This window comes from Muricoccus pecuniae (genome assembly GCF_014199205.1).
GTDB lineage: Bacteria > Pseudomonadota > Alphaproteobacteria > Acetobacterales > Acetobacteraceae > Roseomonas > Roseomonas pecuniae.
In genome coordinates, this window is sequence record NZ_JACIJD010000002.1 from 247,558 (window position 1) to 269,228 (window position 21,671).

Genomic DNA, 21,671 nt, shown 5'->3' on the forward strand with positions numbered 1-21,671 from the left:
GAGGCGCGTGACCTCCCGCCCGCAGGACCTACACGATCCCGGCGGCAAGGTGCGGCTGCGGATCGGGGAGGAGGTGGTCAGCCGCGCCGAGTTCTCGGCAGACGGCCGCTACCGCACCGTGCTGGAGCGCCGCTGGGACGGGCTGCCCTTCGGCAGCCCCGGCGTCTGCGCCTGGATCATGATGAATCCGAGCACGGCGGACGAGACGGTGGACGATCCCACCGTCCGCCGCGCGCGCGACTTCACCCGCCGCTGGGGCTTCGGCGCCATGGTGGTGCTGAACGCCTTCGCCCTGCGCGCGACGAAGCCGGCCATGCTGCTGGAGGCCGAGGACCCCGTCGGCCCCGGCAACGACGCCGCCATCGCCGACTGGGCCGCGCGGGCCGAGCGGCTGGTGGTGGCCTGGGGCCTGCCGCCCAGGCCCCTGCGCTGGCGCGCGGCGGAACTGGCCGCGATCCTGGCGCGGGCCGGGGCGCAGCCGATGGCGCTGAAGGTCACGGCGGACGGGCAGCCCGGCCATCCGCTCTACATCGCCGGGGACACGCCTCCCCGGCCCTGGGCGCTGCCGGGCGGGGGCGGCGAATAGGGCCGGGGCGCCTCCGGGGCTCTCACCCCACCGCCGCCGCCACCGCGCGCCCCACCGAGGCCAGGGCGGCGTTCCGCGCCTCCAGCGGGGCCGCGCTCTCCGTGAGATAGGCCGCGACGAGGACCGGCGCGCGGCCGGGCGGCCAGAGCACGGCGATGTCGTTGTTCGTGCCGTGGCCGCCGCCTCCGGTCTTGTCTCCGCAGCGCCATCCCGCCGGCAGACCCGCTCGGATCTTCGCGTCCCCGGTGCGGCAGCCGACCAGCCAATCCGTCAGCCGGGCGCGGGAGGCCGGGGAGAGGGTATCCCCGAGTAGGAGGTGCCGCATGCTGCCCAGCATGGCCAGCGGGGTGGTGGTGTCGCGGGGATCGCCCGGCCGCCCCTCGCCGAGCGCGGTTTCCCACCGGTCCAGCCGGAAAGCGGGGTCGCCCCAGCCCCGCACGATGCGCGTCAGCCCCTCGGGGCCGCCGAGGGAGGGGAGGAGCAGGTTCGCGGCCGGATTGTCGCTCCAGACCATCGTCGCCTCGCAGAGTTCCGCGACGCTCAGCCCCTCCGGCCCGACATGCTTGCCCGTGACCGGCGCGTACTCGACGAGGTCGGAGGCGGCGATGGGCAGGCGGCGGTCGAGCCGCTCGCGCCCCGCATCCGCGGCCGCGAGGATGGCCGCGGCGAGGAGGAACTTGAAGGTACTGGCCGCGGGGAAGCGCTCCTCCCCGCGCCGGGCGAAGCGCGCGCCCGTGGCGGTGTCGAGCACGGCCACGCCGAGGCGCCCGCCGCCCTCCCTCTCCGCTCGCTGCAGGGCGCGGGAGAGGGCCTCCCCGTCGAGGGCGGCCTCGGCGCGCGGGAGGGCGGGAAGGAGCGGCGCGAGCGCGGCCCCGAGAAGAATGCTGCGTCTCCAGGCCATTCCGGCAAGCGCCTCCGCGAGGTTCAGTCCAGGGCGGGGAGGCTTCTACAGCCTGCCGGCGGCGCCGTCAGTCCGGGTGCCGGTTGGTGAAGCGCGCGTTGCCCAGCCCCGTGCCGATGGTGAGCACGCCCCAGCGCTCCACGTCCCGCATGTTGTGGATCTCGCTCAGCCCCTGCAGCACGGCGTCGTTGTGCATCACCACCACCGGCGGATGGCCGGCGATCTCCGGCATTGCACGGGCGACGGCGCTGGGAAGGTGAAAGTCCGGGTCCTCCCAGTTGCCCGGCAGGTTCTGTCCGCCGCGGTCGATGGAGCCGTCCGGCTCGATGATGCCGGGGCAGCCGATTCCGATGAAGGGCGCGAGCGCCCGCCGCTTCGATTCCGCCAGGGACGCCATGCCGCGCAGCATGGTGGCGATGCGCTCCACCGCCGCCTCGCGGCTCGGCTTCTCGTCCCGGTGCCGCCAGATCTCCAGCCCGACGACGCGGGCCGCGGCGAGGTCCGGGGCCTTCTTCAGGTTCAGGTCCACCAGCCCCGCGCGGATGTTGGTGCCGCCGATATCCACGGCGAGCAGGCTGTCATGCCCGGCGAAAATCCAGCTCGGCGCGAGATGGGCGGCGCCGATCAGCGCGGCCTCGTCCGGCTCGTGGGTGATGGGGACCAGCTCCACCCCCTGCCCATCGGCCTTCAGCAGCAGGGAGGCGCGGCCGATGGCGAGCTTGCCCACCCGGCTGCCGCTCATCCCGCCGCCGACGGCGATGCGCTGCGTGTCCTTCCACCCCTTCAGCCGGAGGAAGCGGCGGGTGACGCCGGCCAGCTCCTGCGCGAATTCCTCGATCACGCCGTGGACGAGGGCCGCGGCCTCCGGGCGCTCGTCGTGGAGCAGCTTCTCCAGGCGGCGGTTCGACACCTCGATGTCATCGCCCAGCGGGTCCTCGTCGCCGAGCTTGCGGAGCCGGTCCCGCCACTCCTCCAGGATCGCGCGGAAGGCCCGCTTGCTCGCGCGGTCGCCGATGAAGCCCTCCTTGTCCCGCAGCTCGGCATTGTAGGCATCGAGCACGACATGGGTGAGCTCGGAGGCGCCGTGTCCGGCAACGGTCAGCGCGCTGGCCTGGTCGGGCATGATGCGGGGGCTTCTCCTGTCGTCGCGGGAGGAACGCCGCCGCAGTTCCCGGGTTGGCTCAGCCCTCCACCAGCCCCTCCCTCACGGCCTTGCGCAGCGGCACCTTCTGCAGCTTGCCGGTGGAGGTCTTGGGCACCTCCTGGAAGACGATGCGCTTGGGTGCCTTGAAGCCCGCCAGCCGCTCGCGGACATGGGCGATCAGCTCGGCCTCGGTGGCGTCAGCGTCCGGCTTCAGCTCGACGAAGGCCCAGGGCACCTCTCCCCATTTCTCGTCGGGCGCGGCGACCACGGCGGCGACCGCGACGGCGGGGTGCTTGTAGAGCGCGTCCTCCACCTCGATGGAGGAGATGTTCTCGCCGCCGGAGATGATGATGTCCTTCGCCCGGTCCTTCAGCTGAACGTAGCCGTCGGGGTACTTGACCCCGAGGTCGCCCGTGCGGAACCAGCCGCCGGCGAAGGCCTTCGCGGTCGCGACGGGGTCCTTCAGATAGCCCTTCATCACGGTGTTCCCGCGCATGGCCACCTCGCCCATCGTCGCGCCGTCGGCGGGCACGGGGTTGTCGGCGCCGTCCAGCACGTCGAAGGCCTCCAGCGTGACGTAGCGCACGCCCTGGCGGGCCATGAGCGCCGCGCGCTCCGGCGCGGGCAGCGCGTCGTGCTCGGCGTGCCATTCGTTCACCACGGAGGGGCCGTAGCACTCCGTCAGCCCGTAGATGTGGCGCACGGTGACGCCGGCGGCATCGGCGGCGGCGAGCACGGCCTCGGGCGGGGCAGCGCCGGCCACGCCGAAGGAGAGGCCCGTGCCGGGAACCCGGTTGGGGTCGTTCACCAGCGTCTGCAGCACGATGGGCGCGCCGCACATGTGGGTGACGCCATGCGCGCGGATCAGCTCCCACATCACGGGGCCGCGCACGGCGCGCAGGCAGACATGGGTGCCGGAGACCGCGGCCACGGCCCAGGGGAAGCACCAGCCGTTGCAGTGGAACATCGGCAGCGTCCAGAGATAGATGGGCGCCGGGCCGATGGCGCAGGCCAGCAGGTCCCCGATCGCGCCGAGATAGGCGCCGCGGTGGTGATAGACCACGCCCTTTGGCCGCCCCGTGGTGCCGGAGGTGTAGTTCAGCGCGATGGCGTCCCACTCGTCGGCGGGGGGCTGCCAGGGGAAGGCGGGGTCGCCGCCCGCGATGAAGGCCTCGTAGTCCTCCCCGCCGAGCGTGTGGCCGAAGGGGGCCTCGGGGTCGTTCACCTCGATGACGAAGGGGCGGGCGCTCGCGATCTCCAGCGCCTTCTCCAGCAGGGGCGCGAACTCGCGGTCCACCACGATCGCGCGCGCCTCGCCGTGATCCAGGATGTAGGCGATGGTGTCGGCGTCCAGCCGGATGTTGATCGTGTTCAGCACCGCGCCCGTCATCGGCACGCCGTTGTGGCACTCGATCATGGCGGGGATGTTCGGCAGCAGCGCCGCCACCGTGTCCCCGCGCCCGATACCGCGCGCGGCGAGGGCGGAGGCGAGCCGCACGCAGCGGTCCCTGTGCTCGCGCCAGGTGAAGCGCTGCGCGCCGTGGATCACCGCGGTCCGGTCGGGGAAGACCGCGGCCGCGCGCTCCACGAAGAGGAGTGGCGTCAGGGCCCGGTGATTCGCCGCCGTGCGGGGCAGGGCGTCATAGGCGGCCTTGGCGGAGAGGGGCGGGTTCGTGTCCATCAGCGATGCCTCCATTCCGGTGCGCGCTTCGCGAGGAAGGCGCCGATGCCCTCGGCCGCGTCCTCGGCCAGCAGGTTCTCGACCATCGCCGCGGCGGCCAGCTCATAGGCCTCGGCCAGCGGCAGCCCGGCCTGGCGATGGAAGGTGCGCTTGCCCAGCTGCACAGCGTGCGCCGAGCGGGAGGCGATCCGCCCCGCCAGCGCCGCCGCCTCCGCGCGCAGCGCCGCGGCGGGCACGACGCGGTTCACCAGGCCGATCCGCCGCGCCTCCTCCGCGCCGACCGGCTCGGCCGTCAGCAGCATCTCCATCGCCGCCTTGTGGCCCACCGAGCGGGAGAGGGTGACGGCGGGGGTGGAGCAGAAGAGGCCGATATCGAGGCCCGGCGTGCAGAAGCGCGCGGTGTCGGCCGCAACCACCAGATCGCATGCGGCGGCGAGCTGGCAGCCGGCGGCGGTGGCCATGCCGCCCACCGCCGCGATCACGGGCTGGGGCAGGGCGGGGATGGCCTGCATCACGGCGGCGCAGCGCGCCATCGCCTCGGCGAAGAAGGCGTGGCCGCCATCGGCGTCGGCGAGATGCGCCGTGATCTCCTTGAGGTCGTGGCCGGCGCAGAAGACGGGCCCCTCGGCCGCGATCACCACGCAGCGCGCGGCGGGATCGGCGGCGATGTCGCGGAGGGCGCCCCCGAGCGCCTCCAGCAGGGTCATGGAGAGGCCGTTCCGCGCCGAGGGGCGGTTGAGGGTGAGGGTGACGACACCCCCGGCGCTCTCCCGGAGCAGGATCGGCGCGGTGAGCCCCGCGGCACCGTCCGGCATGTCGCCCTCCCCGTTCGCTTGCCGGAAGGTTGGAGCGGGCGGCGGCCCGCGCGCAAGGGGAGATGCGGAAAAGAGAAGGGGCGCCGGGATCTCTCCCGGCGCCCCGTTCCGTTCAGGCGGGAGGGATCAGGCCCGCGCGCTGGTCGCGTTGGTGCCGGATTCCTCGGCCTCGAAGATGTCGCGATCCTTCGTCTCCGGGATGAAGATCGCGCCGATCACCACCGTCGCGAGGGCGATGACGATCGGGTACCAGAGGCCGAAGTAGATGTCGCCGGTCTGGGCCACCATGGCGAGCGAGGTCGCCGGCAGCAGGCCGCCGAACCAGCCATTGCCGATGTGATAGGGCAGCGACATGGAGGTGTAGCGGATGCGGGTGGGGAAGAGCTCCACCAGCGCCGCCGCGATCGGGCCGTAGACCATGGTGACGTAGATCACCAGCAAGGTCAGCACCCCGATCAGCACCGCCGGCTGCTCGCGGAAGATGTCGAAAGGACCGGACATCTTCACGACCGTCGGGTTGGACGCCGCCGGATAGCCCGCCGAGGTCAGCCCCGCCGAGAGCTGCTGCGCGAAGGTCGGGTCGGTCGCGCGGATCGGCGTGCCGTTGTTGATGCGGATCGCGGTCTCCGACGCCGGCGTGCCCGCCGGCAGCGCCTGCACCGAGTACTGCACCGAGGCCCGGGCGAGCGCCGCCTTGGCGATGTCGCAGGGCTGGGTGAAGCGCGCCGTGCCCACCGGGTTGAACTGGAAGGAGCAGGTCGAGGGATCGGTCAGCACCTGCACCGGGATGGTCTGCTGCGCCTGGTGCAGCGCCGGGTTGGCTTCCGCCGTCAGCAGCTTGAACAGCGGGAAGTAGGTGAGCGCCGCCAGGAGGCAGCCGCCGAGGATGATCGGCTTGCGGCCGATCTTGTCCGACAGCCAGCCGAAGAGGACGAAGCCGCCCGAGCCCAGCAGCAGCGACCAGGCGATCAGCAGGTTCGTCGTCGCCCCGTCCACCTTCAGGATCGAGCCGAGGAAGAAGAGCGCGTAGAACTGGCCGGTGTACCAGACCACCGCCTGGCCCATGGTGAGGCCGAGCAGGGCGAGCAGCGCCCACTTGGCGTTCTTCCACTGGCCGAAGGCCTCGGACAGCGGCGCCTTGGAGGAGGTGCCCTCCTCCTTCATCTTCTTGAAGGCCGGGCTCTCATGCAGCGTCGTGCGGATCCAGACGGAGATGCCGAGCAGCACGACGGAGAGCAGGAAGGGAATGCGCCAGCCCCAGGCCGCGAACTCCGCCTCGCCGATCCAGGTGCGGGTGCCCAGGATCACCAGCAGCGAGAGGAACAGGCCCGCCGTCGCCGTGATCTGGATGAAGGAGGTGTAGAAGCCGCGGCGCCCGTTCGGCGCGTGCTCCGCCACATAGGTCGCCGCGCCGCCATACTCGCCGCCGAGCGCCAGGCCCTGGAGGCAGCGCAGGACGATGAGCAGGATGGGGGCGAGAATGCCGATCGTCTCCGATCCCGGGAGGAGGCCGACGATGAAGGTCGAGGCGCCCATGATGAGGATGGTGACGAGGAAGGTGTACTTGCGCCCGACGAGGTCGCCGATGCGGCCGAAGACGATGGCGCCGAAGGGGCGCACGAGGAAGCCGGCCGCGAAAGTCAGCAGCGCGAAGATGTTGCGCGTGCCCTCGGGGTACTGGCTGAAGAAGTGGGTGCCGATCAGCCCGGCAAGGCTGCCGTAGAGATAGAAGTCGTACCACTCGAAGACGGTGCCGAGTGAGGAGCCGAGGATGACCTTCCTCTCCTCGCGCGTCATCGGCCGGTTCCTCTCGGCCGCGGCGCTTGTCGAATAGGTGGCGCTCATGTGTTCACTTGGTCCTGAATTCCCCCCGGGGCGCGACGCTGCCCGGACCTCGGTTGCCACGCCGGGCCGATGACGGCCGGGCGGGGACGAGCCGTCGCGCAGACCCGTCCCGGAGAGGCTAGATCAGCATCGTGCCGCGCCGCCAGACGGATTCCTTAAGAAGGCGCAACCTTGTGCAACTTTCTCGTCGTTACGCCTGTAAATTCTTTCTCTTTGCTTTGTAAAACCTCACGGGAATCGTGCCGTTACCGATCCCACTCCGAAATCCAGCCGCAGCAGGCCGTGGCTGTCGGCCGCGATGGGGGCGGAGAGGCCCGCGGCGACCAGGAGGGCGCCGGCCGGCAACCCGCCCAGGCGGCGCGCGGCGGCGGCGACCGGGGCTAGCACCTCCGCCGGATTCGCCGGCGCCGCGCCGAGCCGCAGCTCCTCCTCCGGTGCCAGGGGCGCGCCCACCACGACAAAGCCCAGCCCCGCGAGATCCGCCGCCCGCTGAGCCGCGCTCCGGGGCGGCTGGGTGAAACGGTGGTCCGCGACGTCGAGCGCGGGGTGGAGTGCGGCGAAGGCGGGCAGCGCGTCGCTCCCGGGGTCGAGCGGCTCGGCCAGCACGGCGAGCAGGGCGGCGGTGACGACGGGGTGGCGCAACCCGGCGACGGCGGTGCCGTCGGGCAGGATGCGGCCCTCGATCAGCGGCCCGGCGATGCCCCCCGACATCCGGAGCCCGCAGGGCGGCAGGCCCAGGGACTCGATGGCGCGCAGGGCGACCCGCTCCCCCTCCGAGCGGCGCCGGGGGGCGATCTCATCGGGCAGCTCGGCCAGGGGATTGCCGGTCGAGAAGGCCTCGGCGATCCAGCCGGCGGCGCGCGCGGTGCGGCTCATTCGCGCATCACCTCCTCCTCCGTGAAGCCGCCGCTGGGCGGGGCCTCGATGGCGAGGGCGGGGTCTCCCGCGGTGGTGCCGCCATAGAGCGTTTCGGGAAGCCAGGTGACGAGCTCGGGCACGAAGTACATCACCACCATCGTCGCCACGACGATGTAGATGAAGGGCATCACGCCGGCGAAGATATCCTCCAGCCGCACGTGCTTCGGCGCCACGCCCTTGAGGTAGAAGGTCGCCATGGCGACGGGGGGCGAGAGGAAGGAGGTCTGGAGGTTGAGGGCGATCATCACCCCGAAGAAGAGGGGGGAGACGCCGAAATCGTCCAGCAGCGGCAGGAAGATCGGGACGAAGATCACGATGATCTCCGTCCATTCCAGCGGCCAGCCGAGCACGAAGATGATGGCCTGGGCGAGGATCATGAAGGTGAAGGAGTTCAGCGGGAGGGACTTCACGAACTCCTCGACCACCGACTGGCCGCCGAGATAGCCGAAGACCGAGGAGAAGATGTAGGAGCCGACGAAGAGCCAGCACACCATCGCCGATGTGCGCGCCGTCAGGTACACGCTCTCCCGCAGCTTGGCCCAGGTGAAGGCGCGGTAGACCACGGCCAGCACGACAGCACCGAGGCTGCCCATCGCCGCCGCCTCGCTCGGCGTGGCCAGCCCCATCAGGATGGCGCCGAGGACGGCCGCGATCAGGAGGGCGAGCGGCACGAAGGATGTGACGAGCGCGATCACGAGTTGGCCGGTGGGAACGTTGCGCTGCTCCGGCGGCAGGGGCGGCGCGACCTGCGGCTTCAGCATCGCCAGGATGATGACGTAGAGCATGTAGCAGATGGCCAGCGCGACGCCCGGGATGAAGGCCGCGGCGTAGAGCTGCACCACCGAGACGCCCGCCGTCGCGCCGTAGAGGATGAGCATGATCGAGGGCGGGATGAGGATGCCCAGGCACCCGCCCGCGCAGGTGACGCCCGCGGCCAGCCGCACGTCGTAGCCGGCCTTCAGCATGGCGGGGAAGGCGAGCAGCCCCATCAGCGTCACCACCGCGCCCACGATGCCGGTCGCCGTGGCGAAGAGCGCGCAGGTGGCGAGGGTCGCGACGGCGAGGCTGCCGGGAATGTTGCCCGATGCCATCTGCAAGGCGCGGAACAATCGGTCGAGGATGTTCGCCCGCTCGATGACGTAGCCCATGAAGACGAAGAGCGGGACGGAGATGAGCACGTCGTTCGCCATCACCGCGTAGGTGCGCTGCACCAGCAGGTCGAAGACGCGGTCGCCCATGCCGAGATAGCCGAAGGCGAGCCCCATCGCCATCAACGTGAAGGCGATGGGGAAGCCCAGCAGGATGAAGAACAGGAACAGCCCGAGCATCGTCAGGCCGAGGGCGGGATCGCTCATCGTGCGGCGTCGTCTCGCTCGGGTTCGGGTTGCTTCAACGGCCGTCCTGCTGGTCGCCCGCGCGCTCCTTCGGTGCCGCCTCGGCCGGCGGGCTCACTCCCACGTCCCGGCCGCGCGCGAGATCGGCGGCCAGGGCCTCCGCGCCCCGCGCCTCCGCCTGGGCGAGGATAAGCTGGTCCAGCTCCTCTACGTCCGAGAGGCGCTGGGGCCACTCGCCCTCGCGAATGCAGCGGATGCAGCGCACCACCTCCACGAGCCCCTGCAGCAGCAGCAGCAAGCCGACGAGCGGGATGAGGAACTTGAAGGGCCAGATCACCGGCCCCGTCGGCGAGAACATGGAGCGCTCGTTCTGCCGGTAGCTCTCCTCGAAGAAGTGCAGCCCGGAGATCATGAAAGCGAAGATCGCGGGGAAGAAGAACAGGATGTAGAGAACGAGGTCGAGCGTCGCCTGCCGGCGCGGCGCCAACATGCGGTAGAGGAAGTCGCCGCGGACATGCCCGTTGCGCGACAGCGCATAGGCCCCTGCCATCATGAACAGCGTGCCGTAGAGCATGTAGCTCACGTCGTAGCCCCAGGTCGTCGGCGCGCGGAAGGCGTAACGGGCGACCACCTCGTAGGTGACGACGAGGGTGAGAGCGACGATGCACCAGGCAAAGACCTGGCCGACGATGGTGGAGAGGCGGTCTATCCCCAGCAGGATGCGCTGCATGACGCTCCTTCAACGGCGAGCGACCGGCGGGGCGCGCGGCCCCGCCGGCGGCATCACCCGCGATTGGTGAAGAAGTGGTTGTAGGAGACGACCTGGCTCGCCTCGTAGCGCAGGAAGAAGTTGCCCACGCGGCGGCACCATTCCCGCTGGCTGTCGCAGACCTTCTTGAAGAAGGGGCCGTTGGTAGGGGTGGAGTTGTCGCCCTCCAGCCGCGCGATCACGGCGTTCCAGGCCTGGAGCTGCGCGTCCAGCACGGGGCGGGGCAGGGGGCGGGCCTGCACGCCCTGGCGCTGGGTCATCTCCAGCAGGTCCTTGGAGTAGCGGTCCTGCAGCTTCCAGGACATGTCGGCCGAGGCCGCCTCCGCGCCGTGGCGGATGATGGCCTGCAGCTCGGCTGGCAGGCTCTCGTACTTCTGGCGGTTGAACAGGATCTCGAAGCTCTCCACCCGCTGGTGGTAGCTCTGGAGCATGTAGGCCTTGGCCACGTCGGGGAAGCCGAGGACGCGGTCGGATGAGGGGTTGTTGAACTCCGCCCCGTCGATCACCCCGCGCTCCAGCGCCGGCACGATCTCGCCGCCGGGAAGGGAGACGACGGCCGCGCCCATCTCCGCCATCAGATCCGCCGCGAGGCCGACGGTGCGGTACTTCAGGCCACGGATCTGGTCGGGCCGCTCGATCGGGTTCTTGAACCAGCCGAAGGGCTGCGTCGGCATCGGGCCGGAGAGGAAGCCGACGACGTTCACCTTCAGGACGTCGTGCAGAAGCTCCTTGTACAGGGCCTCGCCGCCGCCGTGGTAGAACCAGCCGAGCATCTGGTTGGCGTCCCCGAACCAGGGCGGGGTGGTGCCGAAGAGCGAGAAGGCCTTGTTCTTGCCGAACCAGTAGGCCGCGACGCCGTGCCCGCCATCCAGCGTGCCGGCATGCACGGCATCCAGCACCTGGAAGGCGCCGACGACGGCGCCGGCCGCCAGCAGCTCCACCCGCAGCCGGCCGCCGGCCATGCGGTTCACCCGCTCCACATAGTCCTGGGCGAATTCATGGAAGATGTCGCGCTGCGGCCAGGTGGACTGGAAACGGAGGGTGGTGGTCTGGGCGCGGCTCACGCTCGGCGTGGCAAGAACGGCGGCACCGGTTGCGCCGACGGCGGCGGCGCGCAGCAGGCCGCGGCGGCCTGCCCCTTTCTTCTCGGACATCGAAGCTCCCTTGCGGCGCGGCATCTATCGGCCGCGTCCGCGGGGAGCCTGCCCGAGGAACTAACCCCGGTGCAACAATTTCGTCGGGGCCCGGATCATTTGTCGACGAAGGCGCGTTCCACCACGAAGTGCCCGGGCTCATGGGCGCTGCCCTCGCGCATGCCGATCGCTTCGAGGCGCGCGCGGGTGTCGACGAGCATCTCGGGCGAGCCGCAGAGCATCAGGCGGTCGTCCTCGGGCGAGAGGGGGGGCAGGCCGAGATCGGCGTAGATCCTGCCGCTGTCCATCAGCTCGGTGATCCGGCCGCGCGTCGGGAACTCCTCGCGGGTGACGCTGGGATAGTAGACCAGGCCCTCGCGGACCATCTCGCCCAGGAACTCGTGCTCCATCAGGTCCTTGGTGATGTATTCGCGATAGGCCAGCTCCTCCACCTCGCGCACGGTGTGGGTGACGATCACCTTCTCGAAGCGGTCATAGGCCTCGGGCTCGCGGATGAGGGACATGAAGGGCGCGAGCCCCGTGCCGGTGGAGAGGAACCACAGGCGCTTGCCGGGCAGCAGGTTGTCCAGCAGCAGCGTGCCGACGGGCTTGCGGTTGATCAGCACCGTGTCGCCGGGCCGGATGTTCTGCAGCCGAGAGGTGAGCGGCCCGTCCTGCACCTTGATGGAGAGGAACTCCAGCGTCTCCTCCCAGGGCGGCGAGGCGACGGAATAGGCCCGCATGAGCGGCTTGCCGTCCACCATCAGCCCGATCATCGCGAACTGCCCGGCCTGGAAGCGGAAGCCCGGGTCCCGCGTGCAGCGGAAGGAGAAGAGCCGGTCCGTCCAGTGGCGGACATCCAGCACCGTCTCGTTCAGGAAGGCGGACATGGCGGGCCGCTTGGGGTCCGGTCCGGTCTTGGAGGGGGAGGCGTCGTTCGGCATGGCGGGACGGTATGGGGTGAGGGCGCCGCTTGTGCAATGCGGCAACTTGTGGGTGCGCCCATGCCCCGTCAGCATCCCGCCATGCCCGATTCGCCGCCCCTCGGCCCCGAGGTCGACCCGACGCCCCGGCCCCTGCCGGCCCGCACCCCCCATGAGGGGGTGAGCGTGACGCTCGAACCCCTGCACACCCGCCACGCGGCGGAGCTGTGGGAGGCGTCCCGGGCGCCAGGGGCGGAGCCGGGCTGGGCCTATCTCGGCTACGGCCCCTTCCCGGACGAGGGCGCCATGCGCCGCCACGTCGCCGCCTTCGCCGCCCAGCACGACCCCATGGCCTGGGCGGTCCGGCAGAAGGCGACCGGCACGGCCGATGGCTGGCTGACGCTGATGGAGATCTTCCCGGCGGATGCGGCGATCGAGCTGGGCCATATCTGGTTCTCCCCCCGGCTCCAGCGCACGCGCGCCGCGACCGAGGCGATGTTCCTGCTCATGCGCCACGCCATGGACGATCTCGGCTACCGCCGGCTCGTCTGGAAGTGCCACGCCCTCAACGCGCCCTCCCGCGCCGCGGCCGCCCGGCTCGGCTTCCGCTACGAGGGCACGCTGCGTGCGATCAAGGTGATCAAGGGCCGGCTGCGGGACACGGCGCAGTTCTCCATCCTGGCGGAGGAGTGGCCGGCCCGGCGCGAGGCGGTCGCCGCCTGGCTGGACGAGGTCAACTGGGGGCCGGACGGCCGCCCCCTGGCGCCGCTCGCCCGCGCGGCACATTCGCCGCTGCCCTGGGTGGCGGAGGGCTGAGCGGCGGGGCTTGCGGCGGGGCTTGCAACAGGGCTTGCGGTGAGGCGCCCCGGCACGAGATGCCCGGCATGAACGACGCCCTGCCCAGCCCCGCCCGCATCCTCGGCCCCGCGGGGCTGATCCCCTTCGCCGGGCTGGCCCTGGCCGCGCTCCTCCTGCCGGAGTGGCGCAGCCTCGCCCTCATCGCGCTGCTCGCCTACGGGGCGACGATCGCCTCCTTCCTCGGCGCCGTTCACTGGGGCCTGGCGCTGCACCCGGCACCGGGGGAGGAAGGGGCGGCCTGGGGGCGCATGGGGCTCGGCGTGGTGCCGTCCCTGCTGGCCTGGGTGGCGCTGCTCCTCCCGCTCGGGCCGGGCCTGCTCGCCCTGGCGGCCATCCTCCTCGCCACGGCGCTGGCCGAGACGCTGGCGGCGCGGCGCGGGCTGGTGCCGGGCCCCTACCTCCGGCTGCGCTGGGGGCTGAGCCTCGGCGCGGCGGCCTGCCTTCTTCTCGGCGCCGCCATCGCCTGAGGGGCGCGGCGACACGGCTTCGTCATCTCCCTGTCAAACCGGCGCAACGCGGCGGCCCTAACCCCCGGCCCGACCTCTTGGGGGAATCAGAGACATGCGCGCCATCCTCATGGCATCCGCCGCCCTGCTGGCCCTGGCCGGTGCCGCCCGGGCCGACCAGCGTTTCGAGGCGGTGCTCGAGGGGCAGGCCATCCTGCCCGCCAACACCCTCGTGCAGCCCCCGGCCGATGCCCCGGCCGATGCAAGGGTGGCCGGGAAGTTCGCGGGCCCTGGCAACCGCCGCGTGGACGCCGCAGGCAGCATCGCCGGCACCACCGGCCCCGCGCCGAACGGCCGCCCGACCGGCCTCTCCTTTCCCTTCCAGGGGCAGGCCGTGCAGGGCTTCTCCGGCATCAAGCCCGTGGGGGGCGAGCCCGGCGCCTACTGGGTGCTGACGGACAACGGCTTCGGCAACAAGCGCAACTCCCCGGACGCGCTGCTGATGCTCCACAAGATCCGCCCGGATTTCCGCACGGGCGCCGTGGCCGTGGAGCGCACGATCTTCCTCTCGGACCCCGAGCGCCGCGTGCCCTTCCGCATCGCGCATGAGGGGACGGAGCGCCGCTACCTCACCGGAAGCGACTTCGACATCGAGAGCATCCAGCCCGTGGGCGGCGGCTTCTGGATCGGCGACGAGTTCGGCCCCTTCCTCATCCAGGTCGATGGCGAGGGCCGGGTGCAGCGCGTGGTGGAGACGGTGGTGGACGGCCGCCCCATCCGCAGCCCCGACCACCCCGACCTCTCCCTGCCCGCGAGCCCGACGGCGACGGTCGCCTTCGAGGCCCAGCGCAGCGGCGGCTATGAGGGCCTGGCCGCGAGCCCGGACGGCAGCCGCCTCTACGCCCTGCTGGAGAAGCCCCTCTTCGCCGGGGCCGGCGCGGCGGAGGGCCCCTTCCTCCGCATCGTCGAGTTCGACACCGCCCGCGGCGCCTGGACCGGCCGGGTGCTGCGCTTCCGCCTGGCCGAGGGCGCGACCTCGATCGGCGACTTCAACATGGTGGACGACCGCCGCGCCCTGGTGATCGAGCGCGACGACGGGGAGGGCGATCCCGCCCGCGCCTGCACCGCCGGCACGGCCCCGCCCGCCTGCTTCCACAGCCCGGCGAAGGTGAAGCGGATCTCGCTCGTCGATCTCGGCGAGGCCGATGCGGAGGGCTTCGTGCGCAAGATCGGCCATATCGACCTCATGGCCATCCGCGACCCCGAGGGCGTCGCCCGCCAGCGCGGCGACATCGCCCCCGACGCGCCGCGCGACCGCTTCGCCTTCCCCTTCTTCACGATCGAGAACGTGGCGGTGGTGGATGCGGACCACATCATCGTGGGCAACGACAACAACCTGCCCTTCAGCGCCGGCCGCCACCTGACCCGGGCGGACGACAACGAGCTGATCCTGCTGCGCGTGCCGGAGTTCCTGCGCGCCCGCTGAGGTTGCATTCCGGCTCCGGCGGGCGGCAGGTTCGCGCCGCCGCCGTTCCGGATGGCGCGGCTACTCGCGTTCCGGGCGGTAGACAGGAGGGTGCCCCTGCCGCAGCATTCCTCGGCACCACCAGAGGCGGGGATGAATGGCGGACGAGGATCGCTGCAGCGGCTTCATGCCGGGGGAGAGGGCGGCCTTGCCGCACGCCCCGGCCGGGCCGCTGGCGGGCCTGACCTTCGCCGCCAAGGACCTGTTCGACGTCGCCGGCCACCCCACCACCTACGGCAACCCGGACTGGGCGCGCACGCATCCCCCGGCCGTCGCCACCGCGACGGCCGTCCTCGCCCTCGCCGAGGCGGGGGCGCGCTTTCTCGGCAAGACGAAGACGGTGGAGCTGGCCTTCGGGCTGACGGGGGAGAATGTCTGGTACGGCACCCCGCTGAACCCGGCGGCGCCGGACCGCTTCCCCGGCGGCTCCTCCTGCGGCAGCGCCTCGGTCGTGGCGCGGGGAGAGGCCGACATCGCCCTCGGCTCGGATACCGGCGGCTCCGTGCGGATCCCGGCCTCCTACTGCGGCATCTACGGCATCCGGCCCTCCTGGGGCGCCGTCTCGCTCGTGGGCGCGCGAGAGCTGGCGCCCAGCTTCGACACGGCGGGCTGGTTCGCCGCCCGCGCCTCGGCCCTGCGCCGCGCCGGGGAGGTGCTGCTGCCCGAGGGCGGGGAAGGCCCGCTCGGCCCGCCGCTGCGGGTGCAGGAAGCCTGGGTGAACGCCCAGCCCGCGGTCGCCACCGCCCTCAAGCCGGCGTTGGAGGCGGTGGAGAGCATCCTGGGCCCCTGCGTGCAGGTCTCGACCGTGCCGCACGCGCTGCCCTTCCTCTACGAGCAGTTCCGCTGCATCCAGGCCGAGGAGGCCTGGGCGACGCTGGGCGCATGGATCGCGCATGAATCGCCCCGATTCGGCCCGGGGGTGGGCGAGCGCTTCGCCCTCGCGCGGGACCTGGAGCCGGGCAAGGCCGCGGCCGCCCGTGCCTTCCGCCAGCGGTTCCGCCGGCGCCTGCTGGGGCTTCTCGGCGGCGGCGCGGTGATGGCCTACCCGACCTCGCCCCTCGTCGCGCCGCGGCTGGACTCCTCGCCGGCCGAGCAGCTCTGGGTGCGGGAGATCACCATCGGGGTCACGGCCATCGCCGGCATGGCCGGTCTCGCCGAGGTCTCGATCCCCGCGGGCCGGGCGAACGGCGCCCCGGTCGGCCTTTCCCTCGTCGCGGCACCCGGGCGGGACCGGGCGCTGCTCGCCCTCGCGGAGAGGGTTGCGGAGAGGATGGGGCTGCCGGTCTGACGCGCCGTTGGGATGGCCGATTCGGGGCAGGGGGGGGTGATTTCCCCGCCGCCCATTCTGCTCTAGGGGTCGTGCATGCCGATTCGTGACGCCACGCCCGACGACGCTCCCGCCATGGCGGCGATCTACGCCCATCACGTGCTGCACGGCACCGGCACCTTCGAGGAGCAGCCTCCCGCGGCGGAGGAGATGGCCGCCCGCCTCGCCCGGATCGGCGCCGCCGGCCATGCCTGGATCGTGGTCGAGGAGGAGGGGACGATCCTCGGCTACGGCTACTTCAACAACTTCCACCCCCGCTCCGCCTATCGCCACACGGCGGAGGACTCCATCTACGTGCGCGACGACGTGCGCGGCCAGGGCGTGGGCAAGGCGCTGGTCGCCGAGCTTCTTCGCCGTGCCGAAGCGGCGGGTTTCCGCCAGATGGTCGCGGTGATCGGCGATTCGGAGAATGTCGGCTCGATCGGCCTGCACCTCTCCCTCGGCTTCAGGCAGGCCGGGACGCTGAAGGCCGTCGGCCTCAAGTTCGGGCGCTGGGTGGACGTGGTCTACATGCAGAAGGCGCTGGGCGAGGGCGAGCGCACCCTTGCCGGCTGACCCCGGCGCTCAGGCCTCCGGCCGGTAGCGGCTGACCGTCAGCGCATCCTCCCGCAGTGCCGAGGCGAGGGCCTGACGCGCCTCCTCGTCGGGCAGCAGGGCGACCACCCGGTCGAACCACCGCGCCTGCCCCTTCACCCGCGCCAGGAAGAGACGATCGAGGGCGACGGCGAGGGACGGCCGCCCCGCGCAGCAGGCGCAGGCCGCGGGGTGCTGCTCGGGCGCGTCCTCGATCGTCAGGGCATGGACCGCGCCCTCGGGCAGGGCGGCCCCCCGCGCCTCGGCCAGCAAGGCGGCGCCCGGCCGCGCGGCGAGGCTGGCAGCGAGGGACGCCTTGTCCGCCACCACGGTGACGGGGATCCTTCCATCGGCGAAGACGGGCATCGGCGACTCCTTTCCGATAGACATAAAGATATCGTTATGTCATTTACAAGCCCATGGAAGAGACCCTGGCCCAGCTCCGTGCCGCCGCCGAGCCGACCCGGCTGCGGCTGCTCGCGCTCTGCGCGCGCGGGGCACTCTGCGTGACCGATCTCTGCGCCGCCCTCGGCCAGTCCCAGCCGCGCCTCTCCCGCCACCTGAAGCTGCTGGTCGAGGCCGGGCTGCTGGAGCGGCTGCCGGAGGGCTCCAACGTCTACTTCTCCCTCGCCCCCCGCGCGGACTTGGCGCGCGCCATCCTCGCCCGGCTGCCGGAGGACGATCCCCTCCTCGCCGCCGACCGCCGCCTCGCCGCCCGGCTCGGGGCGGAGCGCGTGCGGGCCGCTTCCGAGGCCTTCCGGGAGGCCGGGGCGGACTGGGACGAGATGCGCGCCCTCGGCCTGCCCGCCGCCTCCGTCGGCGCGGCGCTGCTGGACGCGCTGCCCGCGCGCATCGGGCGCCTGCTGGATATCGGGGCGGGCACGGGGCAGCTGCTCGAACTCGTGGCGGAGCGCTGCGACGCGGCGCTCGGCGTGGATGCGAGCCGCGACATGCTGGCGCTCGCCCGCGGCCGGCTCGCCGAGCGCGGCCTCGCCCCGCGCTGCACCGTGCGCCAGGCCGACATGTACCGCCTGCCCTTCCCCGAGGCGGGCTTCGACGCCGTGACGCTGCAGATGGTGCTGCACTACGCCGAGGACCCCGCCGCCGCGCTCGCCGAGGCCGCGCGCGTCCTCTCCCCCGACGGCGTGCTGCTCGTGGTGGACCTCGCCCCCCATTCCCGCGGCGAGCTGATGGAGCGCCACGCCCATCGCTGGCCCGGCTTCGACGACGCGCAGATGGCCGGCTGGCTCGGCGATGCCGGCTGCGCGCTGAATTCCCCCGTGGAGATCGCCGGATCCCCCGGAACCGACCTGAACGTCCGCCTGTGGTCGGCGCATCGCGCCACCGCCGCGCAGCCCGCCTGAGAGAACGACACATGTCCCGACCGCATCTGCTCGACGCCCTTCGCGACCGCGTGCTGCTCTGCGACGGCGCCATGGGCAGCCGGGTGCAGGCGCTGACCCTCGATGTCGAGAAGGACTACTGGGGCCAGGAGAACTGCACGGAGGTACTGAACCTCTCCCGCCCCGACCTCGTGCGCGAGATCCATCGCGGATACTTCGAGGCCGGCGCGGACATGGTGCTGACCAACTCCTTCGGCGGCAGCCCCGTGACGCTGGGCGAGTTCGACCTGACCGACCGCGCGCGCGAGATCAACCGCCGCGCCGTGGAGCTGGCGCGCGAGGCGAGCGAGGGCTTCGCCGACGGCCGCCCGCGCTGGGTGATCGGCGACATCGGCCCGGGCACGCGCCTGCCGAGCCTCGGCCACATCACCTATGACGCGCTGGAGGCGGCGCTGGCCGAGCAGTGCCGCGGCCTGATCGAGGGCGGCGCGGACGCGATCCTGACGGAGACGAACCAGGACACGCTCTTCATCAAGGCCGCGGTGAACGGCGCCAAGCGCGCCATCGCCGAGGCGAAGTCGGACATCCCGATCTTCGTGCAGGTGACGGTGGAGACCACCGGCACCCTCCTCGTCGGCCCCGATATCGCCGCCGCCGCGACGGTGATCGACGCGCTGGACGTGCCGCTGATCGGGCTGAACTGCGCGACCGGCCCGCAGGAGATGGCCGAGCACGTCCGCTGGCTCTCGCAGAACTGGCGCGGGCTGATCTCCGTGCAGCCCAATGCCGGCCTGCCGGAGCTGGTGGACGGGAAGACGCACTACCCCCTCGGCGCTGCGGAAATGGCGAGCTGGATGGAGCGCTTCGTCCTGGAGGACGGGATGAACCTCATCGGCGGCTGCTGCGGCACCTCCATCCCGCACATCACCGCGCTGGACGCGATGCTGCGCAAGCTGGGCGGCACCAGCCACCGCCCGGCGCCGGTGGCGCGCAAGCCGGTCTGGATCCCCTCCGTCGCCTCCCTCTACGGCGCCGTCGCGCTGCGGCAGGAGAACGCCTACTTCTCCATCGGCGAGCGCTGCAATGCCAACGGCTCCAAAGCCTGGCGCGAGCGTCAGGCGTCGCATGACTGGGACGGCTGCGTTGCCATCGGCCGCGAGCAGGTGGGCGAGGGCTCCAACTCGCTCGACATCTGCACCGCCTTCGTCGGGCGCGACGAGATGGCGGAGATGAACGAGGTGGTCACGCGCTTCACCTCCTCGGTGAACGCGCCGCTCGTGATCGACTCCACCGAGACGCCGGTGATCGAAGCCGCGCTGAAGCTGCATGGCGGCAAGCCCATCATAAACTCGATCAACTTCGAGGACGGCGAGGGGCACGCGCATGACCGCCTGACGCTCGCCAAGAAGTTCGGCGCCGCCGTCATCGCGCTGACCATCGACGAGGTGGGCATGGCCAAGACGGCGGAGGACAAGCTCCGCATCGCCGAGCGCCTCGTGGACTTCGCCTGCAACAAGTACGGGTTGCCGCAGGGCGACCTGATGATCGACCCCCTGACCTTCACCATCGCGACGGGCAACGAGGACGACCGCAAGCTCGGGCTGTGGACGCTGGAGGGCATCCGCATGATCCGGGAGCGCTTCCCGGACATCCAGATCATCCTCGGCCTGTCCAACATCTCCTTCGGCCTGAACCCCGCCGCCCGGCACGTGCTGAACTCCGTCTTCCTCGACCACGCGGTGCGGGCCGGCATGACGGGCGCGATCGTGCATGTCTCGAAGATCAAGCCGCTGCACCTCATCCCCGCCGAGGAGGTGAAGGTCGCCGAGGACCTGATCTTCGATCGCCGTACGGAGGGCTACGATCCCCTCCAGGCTCTGCTGGAGCTCTTCGCCGGCCGCAAGGCCGCCGACACCGCCAAGCGAGCCAAGGCCGAGACGGTGGAGGGGCGCCTGAAGGACCGCATCGTGGACGGCGACCGCAAGGGGCTGGACGAGGAGCTCGCGGACGCGCTGGCCAAGGGCATCGCCCCGCTCTCCATCATCAACGACATTCTGCTGGACGGGATGAAGGTGGTGGGCGAGCTGTTCGGCGCGGGCAAGATGCAGCTCCCCTTCGTGCTGCAATCCGCGGAGACGATGAAGGCGGCCGTCGCCTATCTCGAGCCGCACATGGAGCGCATCGAGGGGCAGGAGAAGGGCACGATCGTCCTCGGCACGGTCAAGGGCGACGTGCACGACATCGGCAAGAACCTCGTCGACATCATCCTGACGAACAACGGCTACAAGGTGGTGAACCTCGGCATCAAGGTGCCGCTGCAGGACATCGTGGCGGCCGCGAGGGACCACAAGGCGCACGCCATCGGCATGTCCGGCCTGCTGGTGAAGTCCACCGTCGTGATGCGCGAGAACCTGGAGGAGATGTCGCGCCAGGGCGTCGATATCCCCGTCATGCTCGGCGGCGCGGCGCTGACGCGCAACTATGTCGAGGACGACTGCGTGCGCGCCTATGCCTCCGGCCGCGTCGCCTATGCGCGGGACGCCTTCGATGGCCTGCACCTGATGGACAAGGTGATGGGCAACGGCTTCGACGACTACCTCGCCGCGCTCCAGGCCAAGCGCACGGGCAAGGGCAGGAGCGAGCGCCGCACCCTCGGCACCGCCGATGCCCGCGGCTTCGCGCCCGTGGAGATCGGCTATGCCCAGGGGCGCCGCCGGCGCCTGACGGCGGAGGAGCCCGTTCCCACCCCGCCCTTCTGGGGCGCGCGGGTGGTGGAGGCGCCGCAGAAGGCGATCGTGCCCTTCATCAACGAGCGCAGCCTGTACCAGTTCCAGTGGGGCTTCCGGAAGCAGGGCCGCAGCCTGGACGACTTCCTCGGCTGGGCGAAGCAGGAGCTGCGCCCCGTGCTGCGGCGGATGCTGCAGATCACGGAGGAGGGGGGAATCCTCAGGCCGCAGGCGATCTACGGCTATTGGAAATGCGCGGGGCAGGGGAACGACCTCATCCTCTTCGAGGAGGACGGCACCACCGAGGCCGCGCGCTTCACCCTGCCGCGGCAGCCGAAGGAGGATGGCGACTGCATCGCGGACTTCGTGCGCGACGTGGATGACGGGCCGGAGGGGCGCGACGTGATCGGGCTGCAGGTCGTCACCGTCGGCCAGAAGGCGAGCGACATGGCGCGGGACTGGTTCGAGGAGAACCGCTACCAGGACTACCTCTATCTCCACGGCCTCTCGGTCGAGATGGCGGAGGGCATGGCGGAATACGTCCACAAGCGCATCCGCGCCGAGCTCGGCTATGCCGGCGAGGACGCGCGCGACATGGAGAGGATGCTGTCCCAGGGCTACCGGGGCGGGCGCTACTCCTTCGGCTATCCCGCCTGCCCGAAGCTGGAGGACCAGGAGCCCCTGCTGCGCCTGCTGAAGGCCGAGCGGATCGGCGTCTCGATCTCGGACGAATGGCAATTGCATCCTGAGCAATCCACCTCCGCGATCGTGCTGCACCATCCCCGCGCGAAGTACTTCTCGGTCTAGGGGAGGGCGGGCTATTC

The 21,671-nt window shown here is 71.5% G+C and carries 19 protein-coding genes; 8 read left to right on the forward strand and 11 right to left on the reverse strand.

Annotated features, from left to right (window positions below):
* The first annotated feature begins 7 nt into the window (after window positions 1-7).
* Complete coding sequence (locus FHS87_RS03110) at window positions 8-586, forward strand: DUF1643 domain-containing protein (protein ID WP_184513744.1); 579 nt, start codon at window positions 8-10, stop codon at window positions 584-586.
* A gap of 22 nt (window positions 587-608) precedes the next feature.
* Here FHS87_RS03110 and bla read toward each other — a convergent pair whose 3' ends face one another.
* From bla to FHS87_RS03160, 10 genes are all read right to left on the reverse strand, one after another.
* On the reverse strand, window positions 609-1,487 hold the full coding sequence (bla, locus tag FHS87_RS03115) for a class A beta-lactamase (RefSeq protein WP_184513746.1): 879 nt from the start codon (window positions 1,485-1,487) through the stop codon (window positions 609-611).
* A gap of 67 nt (window positions 1,488-1,554) precedes the next feature.
* Complete coding sequence (locus tag FHS87_RS03120) at window positions 1,555-2,610, reverse strand: ROK family protein (protein ID WP_184513748.1); 1,056 nt, start codon at window positions 2,608-2,610, stop codon at window positions 1,555-1,557.
* A 58-nt stretch (window positions 2,611-2,668) separates the two neighbouring features.
* A complete protein-coding gene (locus FHS87_RS03125; protein WP_184513750.1) occupies window positions 2,669-4,312 on the reverse strand; it encodes an AMP-binding protein in 1,644 nt (547 codons plus the stop codon).
* Complete coding sequence (locus FHS87_RS03130; RefSeq protein WP_184513752.1) at window positions 4,312-5,127, reverse strand: enoyl-CoA hydratase; 816 nt, start codon at window positions 5,125-5,127, stop codon at window positions 4,312-4,314. The genes FHS87_RS03125 and FHS87_RS03130 overlap by 1 nt, the downstream gene beginning before the upstream one ends.
* 126 nt (window positions 5,128-5,253) lie before the next feature.
* Window positions 5,254-6,972 carry an MFS transporter gene (locus tag FHS87_RS03135; protein WP_221299453.1) on the reverse strand — a complete coding sequence of 573 codons (1,719 nt, stop codon included), beginning with the start codon at window positions 6,970-6,972 and terminating at the stop codon, window positions 5,254-5,256.
* A 228-nt stretch (window positions 6,973-7,200) separates the two neighbouring features.
* Entirely contained in the window at window positions 7,201-7,848 is a 648-nt protein-coding gene (locus FHS87_RS03140) for a hypothetical protein (RefSeq protein WP_184513753.1), read from the reverse strand.
* On the reverse strand, window positions 7,845-9,245 hold the full coding sequence (locus tag FHS87_RS03145; protein WP_184513755.1) for a TRAP transporter large permease: 1,401 nt from the start codon (window positions 9,243-9,245) through the stop codon (window positions 7,845-7,847). The genes FHS87_RS03140 and FHS87_RS03145 overlap by 4 nt, the downstream gene beginning before the upstream one ends.
* A gap of 34 nt (window positions 9,246-9,279) precedes the next feature.
* A complete protein-coding gene (locus tag FHS87_RS03150; protein WP_184513757.1) occupies window positions 9,280-9,954 on the reverse strand; it encodes a TRAP transporter small permease subunit in 675 nt (224 codons plus the stop codon).
* Window positions 9,955-10,007: 53 nt separating this feature from the next.
* Window positions 10,008-11,147: a TRAP transporter substrate-binding protein gene (locus tag FHS87_RS03155; protein ID WP_184513759.1), complete on the reverse strand. Its 1,140-nt coding sequence runs from the start codon at window positions 11,145-11,147 to the stop codon at window positions 10,008-10,010.
* A gap of 95 nt (window positions 11,148-11,242) precedes the next feature.
* Complete coding sequence (locus FHS87_RS03160; RefSeq protein ID WP_184514020.1) at window positions 11,243-12,016, reverse strand: ferredoxin--NADP reductase; 774 nt, start codon at window positions 12,014-12,016, stop codon at window positions 11,243-11,245.
* A gap of 135 nt (window positions 12,017-12,151) precedes the next feature.
* Here FHS87_RS03160 and FHS87_RS03165 point away from each other — a divergent pair, with 135 nt between their 5' ends.
* The 5 genes from FHS87_RS03165 (at window position 12,152) to FHS87_RS03185 (ending at window position 16,760) form a co-directional block, all read left to right on the forward strand.
* Window positions 12,152-12,865: a GNAT family N-acetyltransferase gene (locus FHS87_RS03165; protein ID WP_184513761.1), complete on the forward strand. Its 714-nt coding sequence runs from the start codon at window positions 12,152-12,154 to the stop codon at window positions 12,863-12,865.
* Window positions 12,866-12,933: 68 nt separating this feature from the next.
* The gene (locus tag FHS87_RS03170; RefSeq protein ID WP_184513763.1) at window positions 12,934-13,374 is read left to right on the forward strand and encodes a DUF3429 domain-containing protein; all 441 of its coding nucleotides are present in this window, start codon (window positions 12,934-12,936) and stop codon (window positions 13,372-13,374) included.
* Between the two features lie 94 nt (window positions 13,375-13,468).
* Window positions 13,469-14,839 carry an esterase-like activity of phytase family protein gene (locus FHS87_RS03175; RefSeq protein ID WP_184513765.1) on the forward strand — a complete coding sequence of 457 codons (1,371 nt, stop codon included), beginning with the start codon at window positions 13,469-13,471 and terminating at the stop codon, window positions 14,837-14,839.
* Between the two features lie 136 nt (window positions 14,840-14,975).
* Window positions 14,976-16,166, forward strand: coding sequence for an amidase (locus FHS87_RS03180; RefSeq protein WP_184513767.1), 1,191 nt, complete (start codon window positions 14,976-14,978; stop codon window positions 16,164-16,166).
* Window positions 16,167-16,241: 75 nt separating this feature from the next.
* On the forward strand, window positions 16,242-16,760 hold the full coding sequence (locus FHS87_RS03185) for a GNAT family N-acetyltransferase (protein ID WP_184513770.1): 519 nt from the start codon (window positions 16,242-16,244) through the stop codon (window positions 16,758-16,760).
* Between the two features lie 9 nt (window positions 16,761-16,769).
* On the opposite strand, the gene FHS87_RS03190 is transcribed toward FHS87_RS03185, so the two are convergent.
* Complete coding sequence (locus FHS87_RS03190; RefSeq protein ID WP_184513772.1) at window positions 16,770-17,144, reverse strand: hypothetical protein; 375 nt, start codon at window positions 17,142-17,144, stop codon at window positions 16,770-16,772.
* 53 nt (window positions 17,145-17,197) lie between these two features.
* Between FHS87_RS03190 and FHS87_RS03195 the strand changes: the two genes are divergently transcribed.
* Window positions 17,198-18,142: an ArsR/SmtB family transcription factor gene (locus FHS87_RS03195; RefSeq protein ID WP_184513774.1), complete on the forward strand. Its 945-nt coding sequence runs from the start codon at window positions 17,198-17,200 to the stop codon at window positions 18,140-18,142.
* A gap of 11 nt (window positions 18,143-18,153) precedes the next feature.
* The gene (gene metH / locus FHS87_RS03200; protein WP_184513776.1) at window positions 18,154-21,654 is read left to right on the forward strand and encodes a methionine synthase; all 3,501 of its coding nucleotides are present in this window, start codon (window positions 18,154-18,156) and stop codon (window positions 21,652-21,654) included.
* The last annotated feature ends 17 nt before the right edge of the window (window positions 21,655-21,671 follow it).

Excerpts from the sequence above, each read along its gene's own strand:
- bla (WP_184513746.1), bottom strand. The coding sequence starts at position 1,487 with ATGGCCTGGAGACGCAGCATTCTTCTCGGGGCCGCGCTCGCGCCGCTC.
- FHS87_RS03120 (WP_184513748.1), bottom strand. The coding sequence starts at position 2,610 with ATGCCCGACCAGGCCAGCGCGCTGACCGTTGCCGGACACGGCGCCTCC.
- FHS87_RS03125 (WP_184513750.1), bottom strand. The coding sequence starts at position 4,312 with ATGGACACGAACCCGCCCCTCTCCGCCAAGGCCGCCTATGACGCCCTG.
- FHS87_RS03130 (WP_184513752.1), bottom strand. The coding sequence starts at position 5,127 with ATGCCGGACGGTGCCGCGGGGCTCACCGCGCCGATCCTGCTCCGGGAG.
- FHS87_RS03135 (WP_221299453.1), bottom strand. The coding sequence starts at position 6,972 with ATGAGCGCCACCTATTCGACAAGCGCCGCGGCCGAGAGGAACCGGCCG.
- FHS87_RS03140 (WP_184513753.1), bottom strand. The coding sequence starts at position 7,848 with ATGAGCCGCACCGCGCGCGCCGCCGGCTGGATCGCCGAGGCCTTCTCG.
- FHS87_RS03145 (WP_184513755.1), bottom strand. The coding sequence starts at position 9,245 with ATGAGCGATCCCGCCCTCGGCCTGACGATGCTCGGGCTGTTCCTGTTC.
- FHS87_RS03150 (WP_184513757.1), bottom strand. The coding sequence starts at position 9,954 with ATGCAGCGCATCCTGCTGGGGATAGACCGCCTCTCCACCATCGTCGGC.
- FHS87_RS03155 (WP_184513759.1), bottom strand. The coding sequence starts at position 11,147 with ATGTCCGAGAAGAAAGGGGCAGGCCGCCGCGGCCTGCTGCGCGCCGCC.
- FHS87_RS03160 (WP_184514020.1), bottom strand. The coding sequence starts at position 12,016 with ATGTCCGCCTTCCTGAACGAGACGGTGCTGGATGTCCGCCACTGGACG.
- FHS87_RS03165 (WP_184513761.1), top strand. The coding sequence starts at position 12,152 with ATGCCCGATTCGCCGCCCCTCGGCCCCGAGGTCGACCCGACGCCCCGG.
- FHS87_RS03170 (WP_184513763.1), top strand. The coding sequence starts at position 12,934 with ATGAACGACGCCCTGCCCAGCCCCGCCCGCATCCTCGGCCCCGCGGGG.
- FHS87_RS03175 (WP_184513765.1), top strand. The coding sequence starts at position 13,469 with ATGCGCGCCATCCTCATGGCATCCGCCGCCCTGCTGGCCCTGGCCGGT.
- FHS87_RS03180 (WP_184513767.1), top strand. The coding sequence starts at position 14,976 with ATGGCGGACGAGGATCGCTGCAGCGGCTTCATGCCGGGGGAGAGGGCG.
- FHS87_RS03185 (WP_184513770.1), top strand. The coding sequence starts at position 16,242 with ATGCCGATTCGTGACGCCACGCCCGACGACGCTCCCGCCATGGCGGCG.
- FHS87_RS03190 (WP_184513772.1), bottom strand. The coding sequence starts at position 17,144 with ATGCCCGTCTTCGCCGATGGAAGGATCCCCGTCACCGTGGTGGCGGAC.
- FHS87_RS03195 (WP_184513774.1), top strand. The coding sequence starts at position 17,198 with ATGGAAGAGACCCTGGCCCAGCTCCGTGCCGCCGCCGAGCCGACCCGG.
- metH (WP_184513776.1), top strand. The coding sequence starts at position 18,154 with ATGTCCCGACCGCATCTGCTCGACGCCCTTCGCGACCGCGTGCTGCTC.